Annotated in this window: 14 protein-coding genes; 10 read left to right on the plus strand and 4 right to left on the minus strand. The window is 70.9% G+C overall.

What is annotated here, in order from left to right; translation table 11 throughout:
* Positions 1 to 90 precede the first annotated feature (90 nt).
* Genes FHR82_RS22290 through FHR82_RS22305 form a run of 4 tightly spaced genes read left to right on the plus strand, consistent with a single transcriptional unit; the run spans position 91 to position 2,779 of the window.
* Entirely contained in the window at positions 91 to 1,068 is a 978-nt protein-coding gene (locus FHR82_RS22290) for a thiamine-phosphate kinase (protein WP_184812380.1), read from the plus strand.
* A 34-nt stretch (positions 1,069 to 1,102) separates the two neighbouring features.
* Positions 1,103 to 1,576, plus strand: a complete 474-nt coding sequence (locus FHR82_RS22295; RefSeq protein WP_184812513.1) for a GNAT family N-acetyltransferase — start codon at positions 1,103 to 1,105, stop codon at positions 1,574 to 1,576.
* Positions 1,558 to 2,079 carry a gamma carbonic anhydrase family protein gene (locus tag FHR82_RS22300; RefSeq protein ID WP_184812381.1) on the plus strand — a complete coding sequence of 174 codons (522 nt, stop codon included), beginning with the start codon at positions 1,558 to 1,560 and terminating at the stop codon, positions 2,077 to 2,079. Before FHR82_RS22295 ends, FHR82_RS22300 begins: the two co-directional genes overlap by 19 nt.
* Positions 2,080 to 2,101: 22 nt before the next feature.
* Entirely contained in the window at positions 2,102 to 2,779 is a 678-nt protein-coding gene (locus FHR82_RS22305) for a uracil-DNA glycosylase (RefSeq protein WP_184812382.1), read from the plus strand.
* Between the two features lie 157 nt (positions 2,780 to 2,936).
* Here the strand turns inward: FHR82_RS22305 and FHR82_RS22310 are convergent, their stop codons facing one another.
* The gene (locus FHR82_RS22310; RefSeq protein WP_184812383.1) at positions 2,937 to 3,305 is read right to left on the minus strand and encodes a YybH family protein; all 369 of its coding nucleotides are present in this window, start codon (positions 3,303 to 3,305) and stop codon (positions 2,937 to 2,939) included.
* Between the two features lie 118 nt (positions 3,306 to 3,423).
* Between FHR82_RS22310 and FHR82_RS22315 the strand changes: the two genes are divergently transcribed.
* Positions 3,424 to 4,443 carry a helix-turn-helix transcriptional regulator gene (locus tag FHR82_RS22315; RefSeq protein WP_184812384.1) on the plus strand — a complete coding sequence of 340 codons (1,020 nt, stop codon included), beginning with the start codon at positions 3,424 to 3,426 and terminating at the stop codon, positions 4,441 to 4,443.
* A 69-nt stretch (positions 4,444 to 4,512) separates the two neighbouring features.
* Here FHR82_RS22315 and rpmB read toward each other — a convergent pair whose 3' ends face one another.
* Entirely contained in the window at positions 4,513 to 4,704 is a 192-nt protein-coding gene (gene rpmB, locus FHR82_RS22320) for a 50S ribosomal protein L28 (protein ID WP_075124203.1), read from the minus strand.
* A gap of 164 nt (positions 4,705 to 4,868) precedes the next feature.
* Here rpmB and FHR82_RS22325 point away from each other — a divergent pair, with 164 nt between their 5' ends.
* The 4 genes from FHR82_RS22325 to recG all read left to right on the plus strand — a co-directional run bounded on the left by FHR82_RS22325 (position 4,869) and on the right by recG (position 9,611).
* Positions 4,869 to 6,539 carry a fatty acid kinase ATP-binding subunit FakA gene (locus FHR82_RS22325; RefSeq protein WP_225944102.1) on the plus strand — a complete coding sequence of 557 codons (1,671 nt, stop codon included), beginning with the start codon at positions 4,869 to 4,871 and terminating at the stop codon, positions 6,537 to 6,539.
* 139 nt (positions 6,540 to 6,678) lie between these two features.
* Positions 6,679 to 7,047, plus strand: coding sequence for a MerR family transcriptional regulator (locus FHR82_RS22330; protein WP_184812385.1), 369 nt, complete (start codon positions 6,679 to 6,681; stop codon positions 7,045 to 7,047).
* A gap of 1 nt (position 7,048) precedes the next feature.
* Positions 7,049 to 7,369 (plus strand): thioredoxin, encoded by a 321-nt coding sequence (trxA, locus tag FHR82_RS22335; protein ID WP_184812386.1) that lies wholly within the window; start codon positions 7,049 to 7,051, stop codon positions 7,367 to 7,369.
* 49 nt (positions 7,370 to 7,418) lie between these two features.
* The gene (recG, locus tag FHR82_RS22340) at positions 7,419 to 9,611 is read left to right on the plus strand and encodes an ATP-dependent DNA helicase RecG (RefSeq protein ID WP_184812387.1); all 2,193 of its coding nucleotides are present in this window, start codon (positions 7,419 to 7,421) and stop codon (positions 9,609 to 9,611) included.
* Between the two features lie 90 nt (positions 9,612 to 9,701).
* On the opposite strand, the gene FHR82_RS22345 is transcribed toward recG, so the two are convergent.
* Positions 9,702 to 11,384, minus strand: a complete 1,683-nt coding sequence (locus FHR82_RS22345; RefSeq protein WP_184812388.1) for a coiled-coil domain-containing protein — start codon at positions 11,382 to 11,384, stop codon at positions 9,702 to 9,704.
* 112 nt (positions 11,385 to 11,496) lie between these two features.
* A complete protein-coding gene (locus FHR82_RS22350; protein WP_184812389.1) occupies positions 11,497 to 13,701 on the minus strand; it encodes an MMPL family transporter in 2,205 nt (734 codons plus the stop codon).
* Positions 13,702 to 13,870: 169 nt separating this feature from the next.
* On the opposite strand from FHR82_RS22350, the gene FHR82_RS22355 reads away from it, so the two are divergent.
* On the plus strand, positions 13,871 to 14,983 hold the full coding sequence (locus FHR82_RS22355; RefSeq protein ID WP_184812390.1) for a S8 family peptidase: 1,113 nt from the start codon (positions 13,871 to 13,873) through the stop codon (positions 14,981 to 14,983).
* Positions 14,984 to 15,031: the final 48 nt, after the last annotated feature.

Consider the following 15,031-nt stretch of genomic DNA (forward strand, 5'->3'; position numbering starts at 1 on the left):
CGTGTCTAGCCGGACTCAAGAGGTAGGAACGTGAGCAGCAAAAGGTACCGCAGTTCCGGATCGTTTGGGGATCCGACTATCGGAGGTGTCGTGGCCGACAATAGAGGAGGCCCAGCTCATGATCCACCCGAGACCGTCGCGGACGTGGGTGAGTTCGGGCTGATCGGGCGGGTCACGGCGGGGCGCAAGCAACCGCCGACGACGCTGATCGGGCCGGGTGACGACGCCGCGCTCGTCGCCGCGGCCGATGCCAGGGTGGTCGCGAGCACCGACGTGCTCGTCGAGGGCGTCCACTTCAGACTCGACTGGTCGACGCCGGAACACGTTGGGCGCAAAGCGATCGCGGTCAACATGGCCGACATCGCCGCCATGGGTGCGGTGCCCACCGCACTGCTCGTCGGCCTCGCCTGCCCGAAGACCACACGGGCCGAGGTGGCGGAGGCGCTCGCCGCCGGCATGTGGGAGGAAGCGACCCGTGCCGGTGCCGGTCTCGTGGGCGGCGATGTGGTCACCGCGAGCGAGATCGTGATCTCTGTCACCGCATTGGGCGATCTACAGGGACGCGAGCCGGTCACCAGGGGTGGCGCCATGCCCGGTGACGTGGTCGCGGTGGCGGGCCGCCTCGGCTGGTCGGCGGCCGGGCTCGCCGTCCTGGGGCGCGGGTTCCGCTCGCCGGTGCAGGTGGTCGGCGCCTACCGGGTGCCGGAACCGCCGTACGAGGCCGGTCCGCAGGCCGCGTTGGCCGGCGCGACCGCGATGATCGACATCTCCGACGGGCTGCTCGCCGACCTCGGCCACATCTGCGAGGAGTCCACAGTGGCCATCGACGTGCGGACCGACCTGCTCGAGGTGCCGCAGCGGCTGGTGGACGTGTCGACCGCCCTGGGCGCCGACCCCGTGCACTGGGTGCTGACCGGTGGCGAGGATCACGCACTGGCCGCGACCTTCCCCGACGCGGCCGCCATACCGGCCGGCTGGCGTGCGATCGGCAGCGTGACCAGGGGAACCCTGGTCACCGTCGACGGCGGGAAGTACGAAGGCGGGGCCGGTTGGCAGCATTTCCGGTGAGGGCGGTGCGTGCGTCAGAATCCCGGGCGTGCGGATCGAAGTGCGGACCTACGACCACCCCGACGCGGTGGCCCTGATCGCGGACGTGCAGCAGGAGTACGTCGTGCGCTACGGCGACGTGGACCTGACGCCCGTCGACCCGGCGGAGTTCTCACCGCCGCTGGGGTTGTTCCTCGTCGCGTACATGGACGACGAGCCCGCCGCGTGCGGTGGCTGGCGGGCGCACGACGACAGCGACAACGACGTCGAGTTGAAACGGATGTACGTGCGGCCCGCGTTCCGCGGTCTCGGTCTCGCGCGGGCCGTCCTCGCCGAACTGGAGCGGACGGCGGCCGCGGCGGGGTACGCCCGGCTGATCCTGGAAACCGGCAGCAAGCAGCCGGAGGCGATCGCGTTGTACACGTCGGCGGGGTACACGCCGGTGGCACGGTTCGGGTACTACGCCGAGGCGCCGGAAGCGGTGCACCTCGGGAAGTCGTTGGAGGTCGCGTGCCCGTCTACGCCCTAGGTGACAAGGAACCCACGATCCACCCCGACGCGTACGTGCACCCGGACGCGACGGTGATCGGCGACGTCACCATCGGCGCGTTCGCGTCGGTGTGGCCGCGGGCGGTGCTGCGCGGCGACGCCGGTTCGATCACGGTCGGCGCGCGCACTTCCGTGCAGGACGGCACGGTCGTGCACTGCACCCAGTGGCACCCGGCGGTCATCGGCGCGGACTCGGTGGTCGGCCACAACGCCCACATCGAGGGCGCGACGGTCGGCGAGGGGTGCATGATCGCGTCGGGTTCGGTGCTGCTCAACGGATCCGTGGTCGAGGACGGCGCCGTGCTCGGCGCGGGCGCGGTGATGTCGTTCAACGGTCATCTGCCCGCGCGCCGCATGGCGCTGGGGGTACCCGCCAAGGTCCGCGAGGGCTACGAGGTCCCGGCGGACATGGTGTCGGGCATCGTGGAGAACTACGTCCAGCGGGTTTCCGAGTACAAGGCGGGGCTCCGCGAGCTGTCGTAGGCGAAGGGATAAAGTCGCGCGGGTGACCGCACGACCACTGCACGAGATCGTCGAATCCGGGTGGGCGGAAGCGCTCGCGCCCGCCGCCGGCCGCATCGCCGCCATGGGGGAGTTCCTGCGCGCGGAGATCGCCGCGGGCCGCGAGTACCTGCCGTCCGGGGAGAACGTGCTGCGGGCTTTCCAGCAGCCGTTCGCGGACGTGCGCGTGCTCATCGTCGGCCAGGATCCGTACCCCACGCCGGGGCACCCCATCGGCCTGTGCTTCTCGGTGGCGCCGGACGTCCGGCCCCTGCCGAAGAGCCTGGTGAACATCTACAAGGAGTACAGCGAGGACCTGGGCCACCCGTTGCCGTCCAACGGCGACCTCGGCCCGTGGACCGAGCGCGGTGTGCTCCTGCTGAACAGGGCGCTGACCGTGCAGCCCGGCAGGCCGAACTCCCACCAGGGCAAGGGGTGGGAGGAGGTCACCGAGCAGGCGATCCGTGCGCTGGCCGCACGTGGTGGTCCGCTGGTGGCGATCCTGTGGGGCCGCAACGCGCGCAACCTGAAGCCGCTGCTGGACCCGGTGCCGTGCATCGAGTCGGCGCACCCGAGCCCGCTCTCCGCGCACAACGGCTTCTTCGGCTCGCGCCCGTTCAGCCGCGCGAACGAGCTGCTGGAGAAGCAGGGCGCGACGGCGATCGACTGGAAGCTCCCGTAGGCCTACCGCACTGGTGCGTGTCCTGTGATCCTTGTGCGAAGTCCCGGCCTGATCAGCAGTTACCTCAGGGGAACGTGACGGTACTCAGCCACCAACCGCCTGCGGTCTTCGGGTGTCGCTGGGTCGGGACCAACACTTTTGAATCCGGGGAGGCGGACTAGAAGGCCGGGGCGTCGATGGTCCAGCGCCACGTGCCGTCCGGTTGGCGCCGCGCGACCTCGGCCGTCGTGCCGCCCGCTTCCTCGGTGCCACCGTCGGGGGTCGCCACCCGGGCGTGCCAAATGGCGGACGTCAGGGCGATGTCGCCGGAGACGATCACCTTGCGGGTCTCGCCCTCGATGTGCTCGATGGTCGACAGCAGCTCGTCGACCATCGCACGCAGCGCGGTCTCGCCGGTGCGGGTCGAGCCGTCGAGGTGCACCGCCGTGCCGGCAGGCTCGTAGAGCGCGAGCAGCGTGTCGGCATCCTTGTCGTTGATGGCCGCGGCGAACAGCTTGTGCAGCTCCGCGGGTTCGGTGGCGGTCATGGGCCCTCCTCGGGTCGTCGGTGTGCTGACGAACAGCCGACCACGCGTGCCCCGGACGCCACCATCCCGTGTTCACGGGGGTTCTCCGGCCGGGCACGGTCGGCGATACTGGCGTTCGATGAACCCGCGTGACGAGGCAAGAGCGATCGAGAACGCGTGCGCCACGGCCAGGTCCTTGCCGGACATGTTCGCCGAGGTGGCGGACGGTCTGACGCGTGTCGTGCCCACCGACGCGTTCTGCCTGAACGGCCTGGACCCCGTCACCCTGGGGGAGACGTTCGCCCACCACAACCTCCGGCCAACGCCCGACCTCATCGCGCGGTTCTTCGAGATCGAGACCGGGGGACAGGACGTCAACGCGGTGCCGGTGCTCGCCCGCGACCCGGTCGGTGCCGCGACGCTGCACCAGACCACCGGCGGAGATCCGGCGCGCAGCGCCCGGTACCGGGACGTGCTGCGCCCCCTCGGTCTGGCCAGGGAACTGCGTGTCGTGCTCCGGGACCGGCGGGTCCCGTGGGGGATGGTGAACCTCTTCCGCGGCGGCGGCTCACCCGACTTCTCCGCCGAGGAGGTGCGGTTCGTCGCGTCACTGGGCCGGACGATCGCCGACGGCGTCCGCCGCACCCTGGTGCTCGGCGCGGTCGACGCCGGGCAGGACGAGCCCGGTCCCGGCGTGCTGATCGTCGACCTGGCACGCCCGGAGCGGGTGCACCACAGGTCGGCGACGGCCGAACGCCTGCTGAGCGGGCTTGGCGACGCCGACTGGCACCTGGCCAAGGTCGCGCGGCAGGCGTACGCGACGGGGAGGTCCGCGCAGAGCCAGGTGTGTTCCGGTAGCGGGCGCTGGCTGACGCTGCACGCCGAGCCGTACGACGGCGCCCTGGTCTCTGTCGTCGTCGAGCCGACCCGTCCGGCCGACATCGCCCGCCTCGTCGTCGAGGCCTACGGCCTGTCCGCCCGGGAGCAGGAGATCGTCCGGCTGCTCGCCCACGGCCACACCAACGCCGAGATCTCCCGGCTGCTGGGGCTCTCCCCGCACACTGTCGGCGACCACGTCAAGAGCGTCTTCGGCAAGCTGGCCGTGCGCAGCAGGACCGAACTGGTCGCGCGCCTGTTCGTGGCACCGGCCACCGGGTGAACGGGGAGACAGCAAACCGGGCCGCTGGCGATGCCAGGGCCCGGTTCTGTGATCTTGTGGCGCTCGGTATTACCCGCGCGTGACCTTGCCTGCCTTCAGGCAGGAGGTGCACACGTTCAGACGCTTGCGCTGCGAAACACCGATCTTCGCGTGCACGGTCTGAATGTTCGGGTTCCACCGGCGGCTCGTACGCCGGTGCGAGTGCGAGACCGACTTGCCGAAGCCTGGCCCCTTGCCACAGACGTCGCAGACGGCAGCCACGTCAGGCACTCCTTTCAACAGTGGAAACTGGCCGACCGGCCAGCAAGCTCGCGGCCCGGCTCGCGCCGGGCAGGCATGACCAGGGTAACGGCTCGCGATCGGGCCTTCCAAACCGGCCCACTAGTCTGCCGCAAGACCCACCCGTACGGCATGTGGAGGCCGCGATGCTGCAGGCGCTCGACGCCGCCCAGGTCCGGCGCTGGGCCGTGGCCTGCGTGCAGGCCCTCGACGCGCACCGCGAGGCCATCGACAGCATCAACGTCTTCCCCGTCGCGGACGGTGACACCGGGTCCAACCTGCTGCACACCATGCGCGCGGCGCTCGACGCGCTGCTGCGGGCCCCCGCGAAGGCGCGCGCCGACGCCGGGGCCGCCGTGGCGGTGCTCGCCCGCGGTGCCCTGACCGGGGCGCGCGGCAACTCCGGGGTGATCGTCTCCCAGTTCCTGCGTGGTGCCGCCGACGCGCTCGCCGACTCCGGCGCGGTGCTCGGGCCCGGCCTGCGGGCCGCGCTGACCTCGGGTGCGGGACGGGCCAGGGCCGCGATGGCCGAGCCCGTCGGCGGCACGATGATCACCGTTTTCGAGGCGGCCGCCGACGCCGCGCGGGACGAGTCGTCCGACGCGTTGCAGGACGTCGCCACCGCGGCCGCCGTGGCCGCCGCGGCCGCGCTCGACGACACGCCCCGCCAGCTCGCCGTCCTGGCCGACGCCGGGGTGGTCGACGCGGGTGGGCGCGGGGTGGTCGTGCTGTTCGACGCGCTGGTCGCGGTGCTGACCGGGCGGCCTGCCGCGCTCGCCGCCGCGCAGCGCGCGACCGCGGAGCGGGCGGCGCGGGCGGGTACGGCGACGCGGGAGGAGAGCTCGCTCTACACCTCCCGTGAGTCCGGCTCGGACGCGTTCGCGTACGAGGTCATGTACCTGCTCGAACAGGTCGCCGACGACCACACAGCAGAGGGGCTGCGCGACACGCTCGTCGGGCTCGGCGACTCCGTCTCCGTCGTCGGGGACGGCGCCGGGCTGTGGACCGTGCACGTCCACTGCAACGACATCGGCGCGGCCATCGAGGCGGGTGTCGAGACCGGGCGCCCGAGGCAGATCCGGGTCGCGCGGTTCGCCGACGCGGCCTCGCCGGAGGCCAGCCGGTTCACCAAGGACCGTGCCGTGGTCGTGCCGTCACGCAGCACCGAGTTCGCCGACCTGCTGATCAGCGAGGGCGTCACCGTGTGCCCGGTGGACGGTGACGGTGACGGTGACGAGGTGGCCCAGCGCCTGCTCGAGGCCATCACCGGTTCCGCCGCCGCGCACGTGACGGTGCTGCCCGCCGACCCCGCGCTGGTGGAGGCCGCTGACGAGGCCTCGATCCGTGCGGTCGCCGCTGGTCAGGACGTGGTCGTCGTGCCGTGCGCGTCGCCGGTCCAGGTGCTGGCCGCCGTCGCCGTGCACGACCCGCGCCGCCGGGCCGGTGACGACGTCGTGGCCATGGCCGAGTCGGCCGCGGCCACCAGGCGCGGCGAGGTCGTGGTGGCCGCCGAGGCGGCGATCACCTGGATCGGGGCGTGCGAGGCCGGTGACGTGCTCGGGCTGGCCGACGGGGAGGTCGTGCTGATCGAGCCGGGCCCGCCCGACGTCGCGGCCCTGGACCGCGCCGCGACCGGTGTGGTGTCGCGCATGCTGACCGTGGGCGGCGAGCTGGTCACCGCCCTGCTCGGCGCGGACGCGCCGGACGAGCTGGCCACGGAGCTCGAGGACTACCTCCGGCGGGTTCACCCGGAGACCGAACTGGTGGTCTACCAGGGTGGACAGCGCAACGCGGTACTGGTACTCGGCGTCGAGTGAGCATGCCACCGACCACCGGCGGTTCCTGGCCGCTCGGGGGCCGCGTTCGCCAGGAGCGCATGGCAGGCCGGGGCTGGGGTCCCTCCCCGGCAGTCTTCGGCTGGCGTTCCCGTCGGGGGCAATGTTTACAGTCGGTCCCATGCGGATAGGCGAGCTCGCCAGCACGGCGGGCACCACCACGAAGGCGCTGCGCTACTACGAGGAGCGCGGGCTGCTCGACGCCCCGCGCCGTACCAACGGCTACCGGGACTACGACGAGTCGCACCTGCGGGTCGTGCGGGAGATCCAGACGTTGCGCGAGATCGGGTTCGCGCTCGAGGACACCCGCCCGTTCGTGGACTGCCTGCGTGCCGGCTACGAGGAGGGTGACTCCTGCCCGGACGCGATCGCCGTCTACCGCCGCAAGATCGCCGAGGTCGAGGCGTACCTGGCACAACTGAACGTGGTGCGCGACGAGCTGCGGGCCAAGCTCGCGGACGCGCGCATGCGCAGGGGAGAGGGGAACTGACATGGACGCGGTGACGGAGTCGACGTTCGACAGCCGGGTGCTCGGGCACGACAAGCCGGTGCTGGTCGAGTTCTGGGCGACGTGGTGCGGTCCGTGCCGCATGGTCGCGCCCGTACTGGAGCAGATCGCGGCGGAACGGCCCGACCTGGACGTCGTGAAGGTCAACTACGACGAGGAACCGGCCATCGGGCAGCGCTACGGCGTGATGGGCCTGCCGACGATGCTGCTGTTCTCTGGCGGTGAGCCGGTGCGGTCGATCGTCGGTGCGAAGCCCAAGGCGAAGCTGCTCAGCGAGCTGGACGAGGCGTTGTCGGTGCGGTGACGGCCAGGGCTGCCCACGATTGTCGGTGCGGCGCGACATAATCGCCTCGATGCTCTCCATGGACAGCAAACTCGAGGCGGCGGTGGGCGCCAAGTCGGCCAAGGCGCTGGCCGGCGCGTTCGACCTGCACACCGTCGGTGACCTGGTCCGCTACTTCCCGCGGCGGTACGCCGAACGCGGGGAGCTCACCGACATCGCCGGGTTGGAGATCGGCGAGCACGCGACCGTGATGGCGCGTGTGCAGTCGTTCAACGAGCGGCGGATGCGGCAGCGGTCCGGCTGGATCAGCGAGGTCGTGATCACCGACGGCAGTCGCACGCTGGAGTGCACGTTCTTCAACCAACGGCACCACAAGCGGGCGCTGACGCCGGGCACGAACGCGTTGTTCGCAGGCAAGGTGTCGCGGTACCGGAACAAGCTGCAGCTCACCAACCCCGACTACCAGCTGCTCTCCGAGGAGACCGAGGGCGACGCGGCAGGCACGGCCGACACGGCGGACGTGGTCGAGAAGTTCACCGGCCTCATCCCGGTGTACCCGGCCGCGGCGTCGATCCAGTCGTGGCAGATCGCGAAGTGCGTGCGGCAGGCGCTGTCGATGCTCGACGAGATCGAGGACCCGATGCCCGCGGACCTCCGCCATCGCCGGGGCTTCGACAACTACGACGAGGCCATCCGCAAGATCCACACGGCCTCCGACTGGGCGGGTGTGCAGGTCGCCCGCGAGCGCCTGAAGTGGGACGAGGCGATGGCGGTCCAGCTCGCCCTGGCGCAGCGGCGGCACGGCGCGATCTCCCGGCCCGCGCCGGAGTGCAAGCGCCGTGACGACGGGCTCCGGGCGGCGTTCGACAAGCGGCTGCCGTTCACGCTCACGGCCGGTCAGCAGGAGGTCGGCGAGATGATCGCGGCCGACCTGGAAGTGGCGCACCCGATGAACCGGCTGCTGCAGGGCGAGGTCGGTTCCGGCAAGACGATCGTGGCGCTGCGGGCGATGCTGCAGGTCGTGGACGCGGGCAGGCAGGCGGCCCTGCTCGCGCCGACGGAGGTGCTGGCCGCACAGCACGCCCGGTCGCTCGCGAACATGCTCGGTGACCTGGCGATGGCCGGTGAGCTGGGCGCGGCAGACGAGGCGACGCGGCTCACGCTGCTGACCGGGTCGCTGCCCGCGGCACAGCGCAAGCAGGCGCTGCTGGACGCCGCGAGCGGGGCGGCGGGCATCGTCGTCGGCACGCACGCGCTGATCCAGGACACCGTGCAGTTCGCGGACCTGGGCTTTGTGGTGGTCGACGAGCAGCACCGGTTCGGCGTGGAGCAGCGGGACGCGCTGCGGACCAGGGCGGGGGAGAACACCAGCCCGCACGTACTGGTGATGACGGCGACGCCCATCCCGAGGACGGTCGCCATGACCGTGTACGGCGACCTGGAGACGTCGTCGCTGCGTGAGCTGCCGGCCGGTCGCTCGCCGATCAGCACGGCGGTGGTGCCCGCGGCGGAGAAGCCGACGTGGCTGGACCGGGCGTGGCAGCGCATCCGCGAGGAGGTCGCGGCCGGGCACCAGGCGTACGTGGTGTGCCCGAGGATCGGCGACCAGGAGTCCGCGGAGGACGTGACCACCGACGACGACGGCCGCCGTCCGCCGCTGTCGGTGGTCGAGGTCGCGGAGATGCTGGCGGAAGGGCCGCTGAAAGGGCTGCGGCTGGCACTGCTGCACGGCAGGCTGCCCGCCGACGACAAGGACGCGGTGATGCGTGCTTTCGCGGCAGGCGAGATCGACGTGCTCGTGGCGACGACGGTGGTCGAGGTGGGCGTGGACGTCCCGAACTCGACGGCCATGGTGATCATGGACGCCGACCGGTTCGGGGTGTCGCAGCTGCACCAGTTGCGTGGCCGGGTCGGCCGGGGCAAGGCACCCGGCGTCTGCCTGCTGGTGACGGAAACCCTTGGGGGCACGGCAACCCGAGAGCGACTGGACGCGGTGGCGTCCACTTTGGACGGATTCGAGCTGGCCCGCGTGGACCTGGAGATGCGCCGCGAAGGCGACATCCTCGGGGCGACTCAGTCGGGGACGCGGTCGGCCTTGAAGTTGCTGTCCCTGCTGCGGGATGAGGAGTTGATCGCGGAGGCTCGGGTGGAGGCACAGGAGCTGGTGTCGCGTTCTCCGGATCTGGCCGAGTTCCCCGGCTTGGCGGCGATGGTCGCTTCGCTGGTTTCCGGGACCAAGGCCGAGTATCTCGAGAAGGCGTAAAGCGTCTTTCAGGACATGGATTTCCCGCACCCGGACCCGGAATGCGGAAAGCCCCCGCCAGGCTGTGCCTGACGGGGGCTTTCTCCTGAACTACTTGCCGTTCACATGGCCGGCCTTCTGCGGCTGCTGCTGGGCGGGCGCCGGTGTGGGCGCCGGTCGCTGGGTGGCCTTCTGGGCGGCCGCGAAGTGGCGTTTCGCGTCCTCCAGGATCGAGAACGTCGAGTTGACGTGCTCGGACACCCGGCGTTCGAACTCGTCGGCCTGGCGGATCCTGTCCGCTGCCTCGGCGAGGCGCTGTTCCGCGTCCTCGACGATCTTCGCGGCGCGGATCTTGGCGTTGGCCTGCTGCTCGTTGAGGTCCTTCTCGACCTCGGAGCGCTTCGCGGTCAGGGCCTTGTCGGACGCCTGGGCGCGGGCCTCCGCGTCGGCGACGGTCTTGTCCGCCTGCTGCTGCGCCATCAGCTCGAGCTCGGCCAGGTTCTTCTCCACCGAGGCCTTCTTCTCGGCCAGTGCCCGCTCCTGCTCGTCGGTGCGGCGCTTGGCCTCCTCGATGATCTTGGCGGCCTGCTGCTGGGCGGCCTGCTGACGTGCGGCGATCTGCTTCTCCGCCTCCGCCTGCTCGTTCGCGACCGTCTCGCGGATCTTGCCCGCCTCGACCTCCGCGTCGCCGACGATCTTGGTGGCCCTGGTCTTCGCGGCGGACTCGCGCTGGGCGATCAGCTGGTCGGCCTCCGCGCGCTCGGCGGTGATCGTTTCGCGGATCTTCGTGGCTTCGCGTTCCGCGTCGCCGACGATCTTCGCCGTTCGGTCCTTCGCCACCGCAGCGCGCTCGGTCAGCTCGCGCTCCAGCTCGGCGCGGCGCTGGTTGAGGGCGGCCTCGGTCTCCTGCTCCATCGAGGCGCGCTTCTCCGCAGCCTTCTGGTCAAGGAGCTCACGCTGCTTGAGGGCCTCGGCGTCGCGCTGCTCGCGGCGCTGCTTCGCCTCCGCGTCCAGCTGCGCGATGCGGGTCTCGTTGGCCTTCGTCGCGCGTTCGATCTCGCCGCGCGCCTCGGCCATCAGCTGCTCGTGCTCGGTCGCGTTGCGGGCCCTGAGCTGCTCGTACTCGTTCTCGAGCGTCGCGTGGTTCTTCGCGTACTCGGCCTCGAGCGTCTTGCGCCGCTCCGCCAGCTCCGCGGTGATGCCGTCCTGCTTGGCCTTCTGCTCCTTGGCGTACTTGGCCACGTCCGCCTTGACGCTCGCCGCGTACTCGTCCGCCGCCGCCTTCGTCTGCGCGACGTACTGGTCGGCGTTGCCGCGCGTGCCCGCCGCGTGCTCGTCGGCGTCGTTCCTGGTCTTCGCCGCGTAGGCGTCCGCCTCCTCTCTCGTCGCGGAGGCGTGCGAGTCGGCCTTCGCGCGAGTGGAGTGGGAGTACTCGTCCGCGTCGGCTCTCGTCGACCGGTCGTAGTTGTCGGCGTCGCGCTTGAACTCGGCGATCTCCTCTTCGGCGAGCTGCCACATCAACCGCTGCCGCTCCGACATCGCCTCAGTGGACGTCGGGTTCACGGTGATGCGGTGGAGCTGCTCCTTCGCGTCCAGCAACTGCTGCTGGGCGCTGCCGAGAGCCTTGGTCAGCTCGGCGACCTTGGCGACCGCTTCATCACGGCTCTTCGTCACGTGGCTCAGGTCGAACGAGAGGCGCGTGACCCGCTCGTTGACCTGGCGCGGGTTGTAGCCGCGGAGGACAGTGTCAAAACGTGGAACGCGGAGATTCGCGTCGGACTCGCCATCGGGCATGTTGCCACACTTTAGATGGTCCCCCTCCCGGGTCACTCCGGCAGGCGGGTGATAAGCCGCCGAAGACCACCCCGGCGTCGTTGAGCGGCGGGATGGTCTTCGGCGCGACTAATCAGCTACGCGGCATTACCACGGTGGGCAGTTGCTCGGTCGAGTGATCATCAATTGGGGATATCGGTGACCCCGTGTCACGTCCGATTCGGCCCGGCCACCAGTTCGCCCTGCCCAGCAGAGTCATCAGCGACGGCAGCACCAGCACCCGGATGATCATGGCGTCGATGAACACCGCGACCGCGAGCCCGACCCCCATCTGTTTCATCTCGTTCAACGACAGCGTCGCGAAGATCGCGAACACCGACACCATCAGCACCGCCGCGGACGTGACCACACCGGCCGACCGGCTGATGCCGTGCGCCACCGCGTCCCTGGTGGACAGCCCGCGCCGCGCCGCCTCGCGGATCCGGCTCACCACGAACACGTGGTAGTCCATGGACAGTCCGAAGAGGACCGCGAAGAGGAAGAGCGGGATCCACGCGACGAGTGCGCCGTTGGAACGGAAGTCCAGGACGCCCTCCGCCCAGCTGTGCTGGAACACGAGCGCGAGCGTGCCGAACGCGGCCGCCGCCGACAGCGAGTTCAGCAGCAGCGCGGTGAGCGCCACGACCAGCGACCGGAACGTGATCGCCATGATCAGGAACGTCAGCAGGAGCACGAAACCGATGACGATGGGCATCCGGTCGGCGAGGTTGTCGGTGTAGTCCACGTTGTCCGCGATCTCCCCGCCGACCGCGTACTCGGCGCCGCTCACCGCACCGACCGTCGCCGGGACCAGGACCGCGCGCAGCGCGTCGAGTGACCGCGCCCCTTCGTCGGTGCCCGCTTTCGTCGTGGTCGGGACGTCTAGCGTGGTGACCCGCTCGTCAGCCGACACCTCGATCACCGGCGCGTCGACGTTCGCGAACCGCGGGTCGTCCTGGGTGCGGGCGGACAGGTCGGTCAGGGCCGCGCGCACCTCGTCCGCCTGCGCGGGCCCCGCCTTCACCGCGATCACGTGGTTCGTGCCTTCGGACGGGAACGCCGAGGTCAGACGGTCGTAGGACTGCATGACCGGGATGCTGCGCGGCAGGTCGGAATCGCTGGAGGTCTTCAGCTTCATGTCCAGAGCGGGCAGTGCGAGCGCACCCAGTGCGGCGACCGACAACAGCAGTGTGACCAACGGGTACCGCAGCGCGGGCCGCAGCAGGCGCGGCCACACCCTCGGTGGGCCGGTCCGGTTGGTGAGCCGCCACAGCAGCGGGACGCGCGGCCGGTCGACCCGCCTGCCGAGCTTCGCGAGCAGGGCGGGCAGCACGGTCAGCGACCCGAGCACCGCCACCGCGACCACGATCACCGAACCGGTCGCGAGTGAGGCGAACACGGCGTCGTCGGTCAGGTACAGGCCCGCCATCGAGACGATCACCGCGACGCCGGAGACGACGACCGAATGGCCGGACGTGGCCGCCGCGATCTCGACGGCACGCGTGTGCGACGCGCCGTTCTGCCGCTCCTCCCGCTCCCGCTTGAGGTAGAAGAGCGAATAGTCGACACCGACCGCCATGCCCATCAGGACGATCATGCTGCTCATCGAGTCGACGGCGGGCACGAAGTGCGACACCAGTGCGGAGAGCCCGAACGCGGCGCCCACCGCGGACATCGCGAGCAGCACCGGCACGCCCGCGGCGATGATCGCGCCAAAGGCGATCAGCATGATCACGAGCGTGACCGGCACGCTGATCAGCTCCGCCTTCAACAGGTCGTCGGCGATCTGGTCGTTGATGCCCTTGCCGATCGACGGACCGCCGACCTGTTCCACCCGGACGTCCGGGTGGTCCCGCTGCACGGCCGCGGTCGCGTCCTGGAGGGCGCCGACGCGGTCGCTCGCCCCGTCCGGCTCACCGGTCATGGTGACCGGCACGAGCAGTGCGGTCCCGTCCCGCGACGGCACCGGATCGCCGACCTCGGCCACCTCGGCGAGCGCCGCCAGCCGTCGTGCGGCGTCGGTCGCGGCCGCCTGCCCCTCGGCCGGATCGAGCCGCCCGGAACGGGCGGTGACGAGCACGTTCTCCTCGGGGTGCTCGGCGAAGTTCCCCTCGTCGACGATCGTGGTGGCGCGACCGGACTCCCCGATGGCCATGTCCGTGCCGGTCGCCTCGTTCGTGCCCGCCCACCCGCCCGCCGCGAAGCACACGGCCACGAACACGACCCACATCCCGATCGCGCGCCACGGGTGCGTCGCACTCCACCTGGCCACCCGAACGGTGGCCGGCTGCCTGTGCATGTGATGTCCTCTCACATTTTCGTTGTGTAGCAACAGGTGCGATGGTTTCGGACACGGTGGTCGCGCACACGGGTGCGCGCCCCCGAACCACGGGTGGGGTCAGCCCTACCGCCGCATGGCAACTGGTGAAGCTTGCTCACGTATGCCTGGTCGCGTAACGACAGTGGGTATGAACCTGCGCAAGCTGATGGCGGAGATCGGGGTCGCGTGCCTGCTCGGCACGTTGTGGGCGGCACCCGCGGCAGCGGAGCCAGAACGGTATGGCGACTACATCGTCGTGCTGGACCGGGATGCTGGTGCCTTCACGCACCGGTTCGCGTCGGTCGAGCACGTCTTCTCGTCCGCGCTGAACGGATTCTCGGCGCGGTTGAGCGATAAACAGGCGGCGGCGCTCGCCCGTGAGTCCGGTGTGGACGCGGTCGTGCCGGACACGCCCGTGCACGCCATGGGCGAGCAGCTCAACCCGCCGTGGGGACTGGACCGGATAGACCAGCGCGACCTGCCACTCGACGGCAAGTACCGCTACCCCAACAAGGCGCCGGGCGTGCACGCGTACGTCCTCGACACCGGGGTGCGGGCGACGCACACGGACTTCGGCGGCCGGGTGCTGCCGGGCTACGACTTCATCGACGACGACACCGACGCGAGCGACGGCAACGGGCACGGGACGTTCGTGGCCGGCATCATCGGCGGCGCGCGGTACGGCGTGGCGAAGAGGATCAAGATCGTGCCGGTGAAGGTGCTCGACGACAACGGTTCCGGTTCGATGGCCGATGTGATCGCCGGCATCGACTGGGTGACCGCCAACGCCGTGAAGCCCGCCGTGGCGAACATGAGCATCGGCGGGTCGGCGAACACGGCGCTGGACACCGCGGTGCGCAACTCGATCGCGTCCGGCGTCAGCTACACGGTCGCGGCAGGCGGGTCGGCGACCGACGCGGGGAACTTCTCGCCCGCGCGGGTGACCGAGGCGCTGACGATCGGGGCGAGCGGACCGGACGACTGCCTCTCGTCGAGCACCAACCACGGGTCGGTCGTGGACATGTTCGCGCCCGGCGTGAACATCGCGGGCCCGTGGTCGACCGGCGACACGGCCACCGCGACGCTGTCCGGCACGTCGCTGTCGGCGCCGCACGTGGCGGGCGCGGCGGGGATCTACCTCGAGACGCACCCGGCCGCCTCGGCGGCGGCGGTCCAGGCGGCGCTGGTCGCGGCGTCCACAAAGGACCGGTTGTGCGACGTGCCGCCGGGGACACCGAACCGGCTGCTGTACGTCGGCTGAGTTTCGCGCCCGCCCGCCGGTCGTCCCGGCGGGCGGGGCGCTGTTAGC

This window comes from Actinophytocola algeriensis (assembly GCF_014203735.1).
Lineage (GTDB): Bacteria > Actinomycetota > Actinomycetes > Mycobacteriales > Pseudonocardiaceae > Actinophytocola > Actinophytocola algeriensis.

Bases quoted from the DNA above. Each gene is read 5' to 3' on its own strand.
- FHR82_RS22315 (WP_184812384.1), top strand. From the start codon at position 3,424: ATGAACCCGCGTGACGAGGCAAGAGCGATCGAGAACGCGTGCGCCACG.
- FHR82_RS22355 (WP_184812390.1), top strand. From the start codon at position 13,871: ATGAACCTGCGCAAGCTGATGGCGGAGATCGGGGTCGCGTGCCTGCTC.
- FHR82_RS22345 (WP_184812388.1), bottom strand. From the start codon at position 11,384: ATGCCCGATGGCGAGTCCGACGCGAATCTCCGCGTTCCACGTTTTGAC.
- FHR82_RS22325 (WP_225944102.1), top strand. From the start codon at position 4,869: ATGCTGCAGGCGCTCGACGCCGCCCAGGTCCGGCGCTGGGCCGTGGCC.
- recG (WP_184812387.1), top strand. From the start codon at position 7,419: ATGCTCTCCATGGACAGCAAACTCGAGGCGGCGGTGGGCGCCAAGTCG.
- FHR82_RS22330 (WP_184812385.1), top strand. From the start codon at position 6,679: ATGCGGATAGGCGAGCTCGCCAGCACGGCGGGCACCACCACGAAGGCG.
- FHR82_RS22310 (WP_184812383.1), bottom strand. From the start codon at position 3,305: ATGACCGCCACCGAACCCGCGGAGCTGCACAAGCTGTTCGCCGCGGCC.
- FHR82_RS22350 (WP_184812389.1), bottom strand. From the start codon at position 13,701: ATGCACAGGCAGCCGGCCACCGTTCGGGTGGCCAGGTGGAGTGCGACG.
- trxA (WP_184812386.1), top strand. From the start codon at position 7,049: ATGGACGCGGTGACGGAGTCGACGTTCGACAGCCGGGTGCTCGGGCAC.